Origin of the sequence: Klebsiella sp. FDAARGOS_511 (genome assembly GCF_003812845.1) — a bacterium.
Classification (GTDB): domain Bacteria; phylum Pseudomonadota; class Gammaproteobacteria; order Enterobacterales; family Enterobacteriaceae; genus Klebsiella; species Klebsiella grimontii.
Genome location: NZ_CP033824.1, coordinates 4,001,845 through 4,013,845, shown reverse-complemented (window position 1 = coordinate 4,013,845; position 12,001 = coordinate 4,001,845). Strand labels below are relative to the sequence as shown.

The window sequence follows — 12,001 nt, the reverse complement described above, 5'->3', positions numbered from 1 at the left end:
GCGGCAAATATTAGCGCGCCAGCCAGCCGCCATCCACCGCCACGGTGTAGCCGTTGATGTAGTCAGAAGCGCTGGAAGCCAGGAAGACCACCGGCCCCATCAGGTCGCTTGGCAGGCCCCAGCGTCCCGCCGGGATACGGTCGAGGATCTCGCTGCTGCGCTGTTCGTCGGCGCGCAGCTGCTGGGTATTGTTGGTCGCCATATAGCCCGGCGCCAGCGCATTGACGTTGATGCCGTGCTTGGCCCACTCGTTCGCCAGCAGACGGGTCACGCCCATCACCGCGCTTTTTGACGCCGTGTAGGACGGTACGCGGATCCCGCCCTGGAAAGAGAGCATCGAGGCGATATTGATAATCTTGCCGCCGGTACCCTGAGCGATAAAGTGTTTCGCCGCCGCCTGAGACATAAAGAACACGCTCTTAATATTCAGGTTCATCACGTCGTCCCAGTTTTTCTCGCTGAATTCAATCGCGTCTTCGCGACGGATCAGACCGGCATTGTTAACCAAAATATCGATATGACCGAACTCCGCTACCGCACGCTCCAGCAGTTGTGGAATGCCGTCAATCTGGCGCAGATCGGCGGTCAGGCTGAGAAAACGTGGGCCCAGCGCCGTAACGCGCTCAATGGTTTCCGTCGGTTCAACAATATTGATACCCACGATATCGCAGCCGGCTTCCGCGAGGCCAACCGCCATACCCTGGCCCAGACCCGTATCACAGCCGCTGACCACGGCTACTTTGCCCTGCAGGGAGAATGCGTCGAGAATCATACTTGGTTCCTTAATCTTTCAGAGCCTGTGTAGGTACAGGCAAGGTTCTGATAGTCCAGCCTGCTGCTTGTGCAGACCCTTATGGTTTGAAGAACTCTCAGGGATTGACCCTTCTAAAAATAAAACAGAGTTCCGTTTTACTGTGAGCACATCTTATCCCCGGCTAAAGTCATTTTCAATTATTATTAAAACATCGTTTCAATTTTAAGACTGCTAAATGTTAAAAATGCAAAACAGATCACGAAGCGCCGGAGAATTGATCCGGAAATATTTATTTAATTCTTTAAAATACAGCTAGTTAAAATGAACTTTAAAAAAAGACCAGGGATCGAAAAAAATCGACAAGAAAACAAAGACCGCCGGGATACCTGCCGCACGTAAAGCAAAAAAACGCGATCTGCAGCAAGAAGTTGTTGCGAATTGCGTCCGCCATCACAAATAATGAAACGATGTTTTGATAAATTAACACCCATCTTTTAAATCTACTTCCACTGGCCGGTCAACGCAGGCGGGCGACATCTCAGGAAGGAAAAGGAGTACATCATGGCTAAAGGCATGCGGGTTAAACTGAATTATGACGTCAGCCGCGATCCGGACACCGGCGCGGAGATCACCCGTTTAACCCCACCAGAAGTGACCTGTCATCGTAACTATTTCTATCAGAAGTGTTTTTTTAACGATGGCAGCCATTTGCTGTTCGCCGGCGAGTTCGACGGTAACTGGAACTACTATCTGCTGGACCTCGCAAAAGCCGAGGCGGTGCAGCTAACGGAAGGCGCTGGTGATAACACATTTGGCGGTTTCCTTTCCCCGGATGATAAATCCCTTTATTACGTGAAGAACGACCGGACGCTGCTGGAAGTTAACCTCACGACGCTGCAAGAGCGCGAAGTTTATCGCGTTGCCGATGACTGGGTTGGCTACGGCACCTGGGTGGCCAACAGCGATTGCACCAAACTGGTTGGCATTGAGATTGCCAAAAGCGACTGGACGCCGCTTAACGACTGGCAGATTTTCCACGATTTCTTTCACAAAGGCCCCCGCTGCCGCCTGCTGCGCGTCGACCTGCAAACCGGCGAAAGCAGCGTGATCCACGAAGAGAAGAAATGGCTAGGCCATCCGATTTATCGTCCGTTCGATGACAATACCGTCGCCTTCTGCCATGAAGGCCCGCACGACCTGGTCGATGCGCGGATGTGGATGGTGAATGAAGACGGCAGCAACGTGCGTAAAGTTAAAGCGCATGCGGAAGGCGAAAGCTGCACTCACGAATTCTGGGTTCCGAACGGCTCCGCGCTGGTGTACGTCTCTTATCTGAAGGGCCAGCAGGGTCGAACAATTTATAGCTTCAACCCGGATACCGGCGTCAATGAAGCGGTGATGCAGATGCCTGCCTGCTCGCATCTGATGAGTAACTTTGACGGCACGATGCTGGTTGGCGATGGCTCCGGCACCCCGGTGGACGTCAAAGACACCAGCGGCTACACCATTGATAACGACCCGTATCTGTACGCTTTCGATGTCGCGAAGCAGGCCTATTTCCGCGTCGCGCGGCACGATACCTCCTGGGCAACGGTGGCCAATAGTCGCCAGGTGACCCACCCGCACCCGTCCTTTACGCCGGACGATAGCGCCATTTTGTTCAGCTCCGATAAAGACGGCAAACCTGCCGTTTATATCGCGAAGCTGCCGCCGCAGCCTGAGATGCTGAAGGCATAGCGTTAGCCACTGTTTGAGTTAGTGTTTCTGTAACTGGCCTTGCCCTCCTTTCGGAGGGCTTTTTTATGCCCGACGTTTACGTTTGCCCCGGATTGCGCTGCGCTTATCCGGGCTACATGACGTGTAGCTGGGGCGCGCTGCGCCGCCTCCGGGAAGAGGGATTCATACCAACAGAAAACCCCGGCTGACCGCTCCGGGGTAAACGATGAAGACATTTTTTAATTTAGAACGAGTAGGCGACACCTACGCGGAAGCGGGTCTGGCGGTCGCTGCGATCGTTGACGCCGACGTTGCCGAGCTCGCCGTACGGCGCCCAGTTTTTATCCAGCTTATAGGCAACCTTGAGGTTGTACTCCTGCGAGTACGGTTTGTTGTCGTTGCGCTTAACTCCTTCGCTACTGCGCGCGTAAACGTAGTTCAGCTCCGTACGCCAGTCGCCGAAGACGTAACCGGCCCACGCATCGCCACGGTTAACTTTGTCATCGTCTTTCCCTGCATTCGCCGGGTAGCGGGTATAGTCATAACGATAGCGGGCAGCAACGTAGAAGCCATTATCAAAGCTGTACTGCACGCGCAGGTTTGGCTTGTAGATCGAGCGGCTATCGTTACTTTCAATATTGAACCCCGGCGTGACCGAGAAGTTTTTGTCCGCTTTCCACTGCCAGCTAATGCTCTCTTCATGACCATTGCCGACGAAATCGGAATAAGGCTGGCTGGTGTTCTCGCCGCCCGATTTCCACTTCGCCTCAACGGAGAAGCCGAAGCCGTTAGCGAAACGGTGGGAGACGGAAACGCGGTCGGCGTTACTCTTATCCGTTTTCCCGCCATCAATGAATTCGTGACGTAAATCTACCGTGACAGCTGAAGCCGCGAAGGACATGCCACAGAGTGCAGCAAGGGCCAGAGATCTTGCGAACATAAATTACCCCTCATAATTAAAATATCGTTTCGTTTTTATAAAACCGTATTTTATTTTTTAGGCAATAATGTTTTAGTGATCGCGATCGTAAATATTTGTTTCAAAAAAGGTGGCACAAAAAGACGTGACAACGCTCACCAAAATCGCGCGTCAAAAAGGAGTTTTTTGGGAGGGAAACGCCTGGTGGGAAGAAAAAAAAAGCCTCCACAGGGAGGCTCAGTTAACGCATATTAGAAAAGACTTATTAACGTTCCACCGCCAGCGCCACGCCCTGACCGCCGCCGATACACAGCGTGGCAAGCCCTTTACGGGCGTCGCGTTTGATCATTTCATGCACCAGGGAAACCAGGATCCGGCAGCCGGAAGCGCCGATCGGATGGCCCAGCGCAATAGCGCCGCCGTTGACGTTCACCCGCCGCTCGTCCCATTCCAGCACCCTACCCACCGAAATGGCCTGGGCGGCAAAGGCTTCGTTGGCTTCAATCAGATCGACTTCATCCAGCTTCCAGCCCGCTCGCTCAAGGCAGCGGCGGGTAGCATGGACCGGGGCGATGCCCATTAGCGCCGGATCGACGCCAACGCTGGCAAAGGCGCGGATCCGCGCCAGTATCGGCAGCCCCAGCGCCTCGGCTTTAGTCTCGCTCATCATCATCACCGCCGCCGCGCCGTCGTTAATGCTCGACGCGTTGCCCGCGGTGACCGAGCCCTGCTGGTCAAAAGTCGGCAGCAGACTGGCCAGCGCTTCAGCGCTGGGGTCAACGCGCGGCTGCTCATCGGTATCCACCAGCCGCGGAATACCGTTGAGTTCGCTGGTCACCGGAACGATTTCATCGCGAAAGCGGCCGGAGTCAATCGCTCGCCGCGCTTTGTGCTGCGAGCTAAGCGCCCACGCGTCCTGCAATTCACGGCTAATACCGTACTCGCGCGCCAGGTTCTCCGCCGTCACGCCCATATGGTAGTCATTAAACGCATCCCACAGGCCATCATGGACCAGGCTGTCGATAAGCTGGCTGTTACCCAGCTGCGCGCCGGTCCGGCTATCGGTCAGCACATGCGGGGCGCGGCTCATATTCTCCTGCCCTCCGGCGATCACCACGTCCGCTTCGCCGCACTGAATCGCCTGGGTTGCCAGGTGCAGTGCCTTCAGCCCGGAACCGCAGACGTCGTTGATGGTAATGGCAGAAACAGTATTAGGCAGCCCGCCACGTATCGCCGACTGACGTGCCGGATTCTGTCCGGTTCCTGCCGTCAGAACCTGGCCGAGGATCACCTCATCAATACTCTGCGGATCGACGCCGCTGCGCTCCACTAACGCCTTTACCACAACGCTGCCCAGCTCCACCGCAGAATGACGCGATAGCGTGCCCTGAAAACAGCCGATTGGCGTTCGCAACGCGCCGACGATTACGACATCTTTCATCCTCTACCTCTGCTCCGCCTCTGCGCAAAGAAACAGCATCATAGTAGTGAATTGTTATCAAAAAATTTCGCAATTGTTTAAAAAAAGTGAGGGAAATCACAAAGATCGTCGACGATGGCATAAATGGCCCCTATTTGCGCCCATGTCCCTGCAGATGCTGACGCAACCAGCTTCCGGCTTCGCCCGGCGGCGCTTTTTTATTCCACAGCAAATCGGTAGAGATCATCCGCGGCCAGCCGGCAATATCCAGCGCCACCAGGCTTCCGCTCCCGGCAAACTCCTCCACCAGCGCGCTGGGTAAAATACACCACCCCAGCCCCTGAGCCGCCATGCTGAACAGCAGCAGATAGTTTGGCGCCGACCAGACCAGACCGCGCGCCGGTTCCGCCGAATTGTCCAGATAGGTGCTCAGGCGCAGCTCGCGCCAGCTGAACAGCTCGTCACGGGTGACTCTCCCCTGGGCCGCCAGCGGATGCCGGGGCGCCACGAAGATAGCCATTTCGGTTTGCATCGGCAGGCGGATACTGCCTATCTCTGTCGGATAGCTGTCCCTGGCCTCAATCAGCCCCACCTGCGCCCGCTCTTTTTGCAGCAGATCGATAACATCGTCATCTTCGCCAATCAGGCACTCAAATTCGGTATGCGGAAAACGGCGATCGAACTGCGCCAGCAGATCTTCAAGCACATCGGGATGCAGCGTATCGGAGAGCACAAAGGTCAGGCGCGCTTCGGTGTTGCCAGACAGCGAAATGGCCAGTTCATCCAGCCTGTCGCTGGCCGCCAGAATCGCTTTCACATAACTCAACACCTGTTCGCCCTGCGGCGTCAGCGTCGGTTGCCTGGAGGTGCGATCGAACAGCGTGACGCCAAGATCGGCCTCCAGATTGGCGATTGCGGTACTGATGGTGGACTGGCTTTTACGCAGCCGCCGCGCCGCGCCAGAGAACGAACCGCAGGCCACGGATTCGACAAAAGCGGTTAAAGCTTCGGGAGAATAGCGCATGAACTATCTACTTTATCGATGGATACTATCTTTTGTTTATCATATTTATCCATAAAATGCCGGGTAATTTCTTATAAAGTCCGGAGGCAACAAGCCATGCAACAAGTTAACGCCCAGCGCAAAACGCTGACGGAACGGGTCATTCACGCTATCAGCTTTGAAGGTCTGGCGACGCTGATCCTCGCCCCGACCGCCGCATGGCTAATGCAGCGTTCGGTAGTCGAAATGGGCGGGCTCAGTATCCTGCTCGCGACGCTGGCGATGGTCTGGAACATTATCTATAACGCCCTGTTTGACCGCCTGTGGCCGGTTTCCCGTGTCGTCCGCAACCTGCGGGTCCGCGCGCTGCACGCGATCGGCTTTGAGTCAGGCTTTATTCTTATTGGCGTCACCATGGTCGCGCTGGTGCTGGGCGTCTCGCTGATGCAGGCGTTTATGCTGGAAATCGGCTTCATGCTGTTCTTCCTGCCCTACACCATGGCCTTCAACTGGGCCTGGGATACGCTGCGCGAGCGCGTGATGAAGGTTCGCCTGCAGCGAATCGCCGCTCGCCGCTCATCCTGCACGGATCGCCCGATCGATTGACGGGCGCTCCGCCGCTTCACTTATTAGCCAGAAACTATCGCCGCAGCCCATTCATAAATGTGATAAATTGCACTCCTTTTTGTTCGTTTTCTGGTTGATAAAGTCGCATAATGTCTAAAATTTGGTCTAAAGAAGAAACTCTCTGGAGTTTCGCCTTATATGGCACTGCTGTAGGCGCTGGCACGTTATTCTTGCCGATCCAACTGGGATCCGCGGGCGCCATTGTTCTTTTCATCACCGCGCTGGTCGCCTGGCCGTTGACCTACTGGCCGCATAAAGCGCTGAGCCAGTTTATTCTCTCCGCCAACATCGCCCCGGGCGAGGGGATTACCGGCGCCGTTAACCACTACTACGGTAAAAAGATCGGCAACCTGATTACCGGCCTCTATTTCCTCGCCTTTTTCGTGGTCGTGCTGATCTACGCGGTCGCCATTACTAACTCGCTCGCGGAGCAGCTATCCCGACATGTCCCCATCACCTCCCAGGTACGGGCGCTGCTCAGCCTGGCCGTTGTGCTGGTGCTGAATCTGATCTTTTTAATGGGCCGCCACGTCACCATTAAGGTGATGGGCTTTTTAGTCTTCCCGCTGATCGCCTGTTTTCTGTTCCTCTCCATCTATTTAATGGGTAGCTGGCAGCCGGCTTACCTGACCAGCCAGATGCAGCTGACCCCGCACACGTTCCACCAAATCTGGATCTCCATTCCCGTGATGGTTTTCGCTTTTAGCCATACGCCAATCATCTCGACTTTTGCTATCGATCAGCAGGAAAAATACGGCGAGCTGGCCATGGGTAAATGCAAAAAAATCATGAAGGTGGCCTACACCCTCATCTGCGCCAGCGTGCTGTTTTTCGTCTTCAGCTGCCTGCTGTCGATACCAGCGGGCTATATCGAAACCGCGCGCAATCAAGGGGTCACCATTCTTTCCGCCCTGTCGATGATGCCGGGGTCACCGGCGTGGCTGGCGGTCACCGGGATTATTGTGGCGGTGGTGGCGATGTCGAAATCGTTCCTGGGTACCTATTTTGGCGTGATTGAAGGGGCCAGCGAAATCGTCAAAACGTCTCTCGCTCAGGCGGGTATTCGCAAGAGCCGCGCGTTCAACCGGGCGATGTCGATCCTGCTGGTATCGACGCTGACCTTCGTGGTGTGCTTTATCAATCCCAACGCTATTTCAATGATTTACGCCATTAGCGGCCCGCTTATTGCGATGATCCTGTTCATCATGCCGACCCTCTCCACGTACCTTATTCCGGCGCTGAAGCCCTACCGCTCGGTGGGTAACTTCATTACCCTGGTTGTCGGTTTGCTCTGCGTATCAGTGATGTTTTTTAGCTGATCCTTGCTCTGCGGCGAGTTTCTTGCTCGCCGCACGTTCTGCCAACATTCTCATCCCCCCAATCTCCCTGACGGACATACACTGATCCTTTGCATACCATTAGAGCAGGGGTTTATATGTCCAGCGTAAAATTATCCGGTACCGCGACGTTAGGCGATCGTCAGGTTTATCGTCTGGGATACGGGGCGATGCAGCTTGCGGGGCCCGGCGTCTTTGGGCCGCCAAAAGATCCGCAAACCGCTATCCGCGTACTGCAGGAAGCGGTCGAGTCGGGCGTCAATCATATCGATACCTCCGATTTTTATGGCCCGCACGTCACGAATCAGCTCATTCGCCAGGCGCTACATCCCTATTCCGACGATCTGTGCATCGTGACCAAAGTCAGCGCTCGCCGCGATGAAAAAGGCAACTGGCTCCCCGCGATGTCTCCCGCGGAGCTCACTCAGGCGGTGGAAGATAATCTGCGCAATCTGGGTCTCGACGTGCTTGAGGTGGTGAATCTGCGCAGTATGCTCGGCACTCACGGTCCGGTAGAAGGTTCGCTGGAGGAGCCCTTAACCACCCTGCTGGAGCTTAAAGAACGCGGGTTGATTCGCCATATCGGGCTGAGCAACGTTACCGCCAGACAGGTGAGCGATGCGCAAAAAATGACGCCCATCGTCTGCGTTCAGAACCAGTACAACGTGGCGAACCGTCAGGATGACCCGCTTATCGACGAACTGGCGGCGCAGCATATCGCCTGGGTGCCCTTTTTCCCGCTCGGCGGCTTTACGCCGCTACAGGCCCGGGAGCTTAACGATGTCGCCGCTTCGCTGGACGCGACCCCGATGCAGGTGGCGCTGGCATGGCTGCTTCAGCGCTCGCCGAATATTCTGCTCATTCCGGGTACCTCTTCGCTAGCGCATCTGCATGAAAATCTCGCCGCCGCGCAATTAACGCTTCCGCCTGAAGCGCTAACCATTCTCGATAATCTCCAACCCCACGCCTGATTTCAGGCTTCTGCGGATGAATATTCGCAGAAGCCTTCATCCCAATATTTGCCTGGAATTACCTTAACGCCGCTGGCACTATACATCCTACAAATTAGGGGTTATCTGCTTTATTCTCTTACGGATAACCCTATGCAAAGCATAGCTTTATACTTTTCCGACTGGCCTCCTAATTGGAGGCTTCTGTCGTTTTTGTCTCACCAAAAATTTCGGAGTCTTGATTACAGGAAAAACAATATCTCATTCAAAGTTTATACAAATCAATTTAGCTGCAAAGATAGCTAACAACATCAAACGCTCATAAAAACATCTGGTTAACACAATCAGAATGTTTGCATTGCTATATAAAAAATCAACCACACACAATAACAATTTACAAGGATTGCACATGACAGAGGGAACGATAAAGACCAGTAAGTATGAAATCATTGCTATTTTCAGGGAAGAGCTCCGAAAGCAGGCGGAGATAGAAGTTTTTGTTAATAACAAAAGCACTATTACCCAGCTAACGCGGGTGGATTTTGCCGAGTTTCATATCTTAACCACCAGCAAAATCCCCACCGGGCATAAAGTTAAATTTATTCTGCATAGCGATTCAGGAAAAATCGAGTTTTGCTCCACGCTAAAGAAAAGCTACGCCAGCGGCGAAGGAAAATGCCACAAGGTCGCTTTTACCTTGCCGGAATGTATCCAGGTGGTACAACGTCGGCGCGATCCCCGATTCCGTTTGCGCCACGAGCACGAATTCTTCTGTCACGGTCGGCATAAAAATGGAGAAAATTATCTATTCGAAATCAAAGACATTTCGGATGGCGGTTGTGCGCTGATGACCAAGAGTCCCAATCTGAAATTCCTCAGCCATAACGCCATCCTTAAGAACGCCATACTGGCCCTCGCTGAATATGGCGAAGTTACCGTCGATTTAGTTATAAAAAACGTTGTCATGGTGACTTTAGATGATAACGAAAAGTCGGATAGCTACTACCAAATTTCTTGCCAGTTCAAATTTCGTCATCTTGATAACAAGAAGAGAATAGAGAAAGTGCTGCTCGACTTGATTATGGAAGCCAAGAGAAAAAAGAGAGTCTGAACCATTGGACAGTATATTGCTTTACACCGATGATAATATCATCGGACAATCAGTTCATGATTACTTGATCGATCACGCCACTGACATCACGACCCTGAACTTTCAGGATATCGTGAAAGGAGTCTGCGCTTCCCCGACAGCGACCGTTATTATCAATATCATCCATAAAGATATCTCAGCGGCCACAACGGTTGACTTACTGAACACTTTGCGCAATCGCCTCGCGCATTGCGCCATGCTGGTTCTGATAGTCAAAAGCGAGCTCTCCAGCCTGTACCGGGAACTGCTTGATCTGGAAAACCTATTGATTCTTACAGAAAAATCCTCTTTGTCAGCCTACTCAGCCATCCTCAGCAGGCCCTTAACCGCCGAGGGCTGCCAGGGTCTATGTACCCGCAGAAAGCTCACTGCCAGGGAGCTTCAGGTGCTGGAGTTAATTATTGCCTGCAATAACAATAAAAGGATTGCGGTGCTTCTCGACATTGATCATAAAACGGTTCACAGTCATAAGGTACATATTATGAAAAAACTAGGAATGAATAGTTCGCGGATAATGAACAAAAGCATAGTCAATATGTATCAGTGTTGAAACTAAAAATATGTGGGTGACCAATCAAAAGCCGATAATTTATTGGCAACAAGCCATTAATAATCATTCCCACCGGCAGAAAGGTCACCTATAATATCCACCTCTCTTTACCTCTGACCTTATTTTGACGAGAGATAATGAACGCAACTCTTTTTTCTGATCATAATTTATCACGTAGCGATATATCCGTTCGTTATGTCTTTCAAAAAATGTTTTCCCCAGAAGGTACGCTCGTCGCCGTGGAGTGCCTGAGCCGCTTTGACCGCATGTCCATATCGCCGGAATACTTCTTTCGCTACGCCAATACCGGATTACGTGAAAGCATTTTTATGGAACAGCTGGCGCTCATTGAAAAACATAAACAGTGGTTTAAGCAAAATGGCATCTCGGCGACGATCAACGTTGATGACCATATACTTAACGTATTGCTACGCCCGGAGATTAAAGCGCTCGTCAACCATATCGGCTGCGTCCATTTTGAAGTTACCGAGAACTCAAATAAATTATTAAATAAGGCGCTCGCTACCTGGAGCAACCCGCAAAGCACCACGCTCTGGCTCGATGATTTCGGTTCTGGCAACGCCGGTATTAGCGCCATTCGCGACTATCATTTCGATTATGTCAAAATCGATAAAGACTTCTTCTGGCTTTTAATGCAAAAAGATTCCGGCCGGCCGTTAATGGATGCACTGGTCACCTTCCTTACCCGCAATCACCATAATGTGATTATTGAAGGCGTAGAAAGCGAAGCGCATAAGGCGTGGTTACAGGGAATGGAGTGGTTTGCTATTCAGGGACACTACTGGAAGGAAGTCAGCATTGAACAGCTGGTCAAAGAAGATCTCACCGTTTAAATAAATGCCGGATGATTCCGGCATCAATTGTAACATTTGCGCAAGGCCATCAACCCTTCAATTGTAAACAAGTTCCCAGGTCGCCCAGCTGGTCAACGGACCGCTGGTTGCTTTTTCCGGCGCTGGCGTAACGTAGCCAATGTAATAGGTAAATACGCCGCCATCCACCGCTTTTTCTACCAGCGGTACCCGGTTTTGTAAGGGGTCGGCGGGAACAATTTTATTGCTTTTATCCAGCGTATTATTGTCATTGGTCGACAGCGCGAGGAAAATATGGCTGGCGCCGTCCGCCCGCGTATTCCTCAGATAACCAGCATTCTCATTGCTGACCGCATTGACCGTAAATCCGTCAACCCAGCGCACGTTAACCAGGCGGATCTCGTTTTTATCCGCCGCGCCGCCGTCGTGCCGCAGCTGGCAGTTCGAGAGCTCCAGCGTGAAGGGCTGCGGTTTCATAAATGCCCCGGCGCCGCGCTCGTGGACTTCCGCCAGGCTGACCGGCGCCAGCCAGACGCTGCCGCTCCCGGCGTTGTTGCCGCCGTTTAGGGCCACGCTGCATGAAATATCGGTGACCCGTCCGGCAAAATCCACCCGTCCCCGATCGTAGTTGGTCTCAAAAGCCGACGCAGGGGAGGCAATCAGCATCCCGCTTATCAGGGCCAGCTGAATGAGTCGTTTGCTATTTTTCAATTGTGCTGAATCACGCATACCCGCCTCCCGA

Annotated in this window: 12 protein-coding genes; 7 read left to right on the top strand and 5 right to left on the bottom strand. The window is 53.0% G+C overall.

The window, feature by feature from the left end; translation table 11 throughout:
- Positions 1 to 10 precede the first annotated feature (10 nt).
- Entirely contained in the window at positions 11 to 772 is a 762-nt protein-coding gene (kduD, locus tag EGY08_RS20420) for a 2-dehydro-3-deoxy-D-gluconate 5-dehydrogenase KduD (RefSeq protein WP_123828849.1), read from the bottom strand.
- A 543-nt stretch (positions 773 to 1,315) separates the two neighbouring features.
- Here kduD and EGY08_RS20415 point away from each other — a divergent pair.
- A complete protein-coding gene (locus EGY08_RS20415) occupies positions 1,316 to 2,491 on the top strand; it encodes an oligogalacturonate lyase family protein (RefSeq protein WP_004124664.1) in 1,176 nt (391 codons plus the stop codon).
- Positions 2,492 to 2,714: 223 nt separating this feature from the next.
- Here EGY08_RS20415 and EGY08_RS20410 read toward each other — a convergent pair whose 3' ends face one another.
- From EGY08_RS20410 to EGY08_RS20400, 3 genes are all read right to left on the bottom strand, one after another.
- Positions 2,715 to 3,410, bottom strand: a complete 696-nt coding sequence (locus EGY08_RS20410; protein ID WP_004124666.1) for a porin — start codon at positions 3,408 to 3,410, stop codon at positions 2,715 to 2,717.
- Between the two features lie 244 nt (positions 3,411 to 3,654).
- A complete protein-coding gene (locus EGY08_RS20405; protein WP_004124670.1) occupies positions 3,655 to 4,830 on the bottom strand; it encodes an acetyl-CoA C-acetyltransferase in 1,176 nt (391 codons plus the stop codon).
- Positions 4,831 to 4,960: 130 nt separating this feature from the next.
- A complete protein-coding gene (locus EGY08_RS20400; RefSeq protein WP_004124673.1) occupies positions 4,961 to 5,833 on the bottom strand; it encodes a LysR family transcriptional regulator in 873 nt (290 codons plus the stop codon).
- 96 nt (positions 5,834 to 5,929) lie between these two features.
- On the opposite strand from EGY08_RS20400, the gene EGY08_RS20395 reads away from it, so the two are divergent.
- The 6 genes from EGY08_RS20395 to EGY08_RS20370 all read left to right on the top strand — a co-directional run bounded on the left by EGY08_RS20395 (position 5,930) and on the right by EGY08_RS20370 (position 11,280).
- On the top strand, positions 5,930 to 6,418 hold the full coding sequence (locus EGY08_RS20395) for a multidrug/biocide efflux PACE transporter (RefSeq protein ID WP_004124676.1): 489 nt from the start codon (positions 5,930 to 5,932) through the stop codon (positions 6,416 to 6,418).
- 110 nt (positions 6,419 to 6,528) lie between these two features.
- Positions 6,529 to 7,758, top strand: coding sequence for an amino acid permease (locus EGY08_RS20390; protein WP_004124679.1), 1,230 nt, complete (start codon positions 6,529 to 6,531; stop codon positions 7,756 to 7,758).
- 116 nt (positions 7,759 to 7,874) lie between these two features.
- The gene (locus EGY08_RS20385) at positions 7,875 to 8,747 is read left to right on the top strand and encodes an aldo/keto reductase family oxidoreductase (RefSeq protein WP_049114628.1); all 873 of its coding nucleotides are present in this window, start codon (positions 7,875 to 7,877) and stop codon (positions 8,745 to 8,747) included.
- Positions 8,748 to 9,135: 388 nt separating this feature from the next.
- Positions 9,136 to 9,837: a flagellar brake protein gene (locus EGY08_RS20380; RefSeq protein WP_004124685.1), complete on the top strand. Its 702-nt coding sequence runs from the start codon at positions 9,136 to 9,138 to the stop codon at positions 9,835 to 9,837.
- Positions 9,838 to 9,841: 4 nt separating this feature from the next.
- Positions 9,842 to 10,426, top strand: coding sequence for a helix-turn-helix transcriptional regulator (locus EGY08_RS20375; RefSeq protein WP_004124688.1), 585 nt, complete (start codon positions 9,842 to 9,844; stop codon positions 10,424 to 10,426).
- Between the two features lie 137 nt (positions 10,427 to 10,563).
- Positions 10,564 to 11,280: an EAL domain-containing protein gene (locus EGY08_RS20370; RefSeq protein ID WP_004124691.1), complete on the top strand. Its 717-nt coding sequence runs from the start codon at positions 10,564 to 10,566 to the stop codon at positions 11,278 to 11,280.
- 57 nt (positions 11,281 to 11,337) lie between these two features.
- Here EGY08_RS20370 and EGY08_RS20365 read toward each other — a convergent pair whose 3' ends face one another.
- Positions 11,338 to 11,988, bottom strand: a complete 651-nt coding sequence (locus EGY08_RS20365) for a fimbrial protein (protein WP_004124696.1) — start codon at positions 11,986 to 11,988, stop codon at positions 11,338 to 11,340.
- Positions 11,989 to 12,001 lie beyond the last annotated feature (13 nt).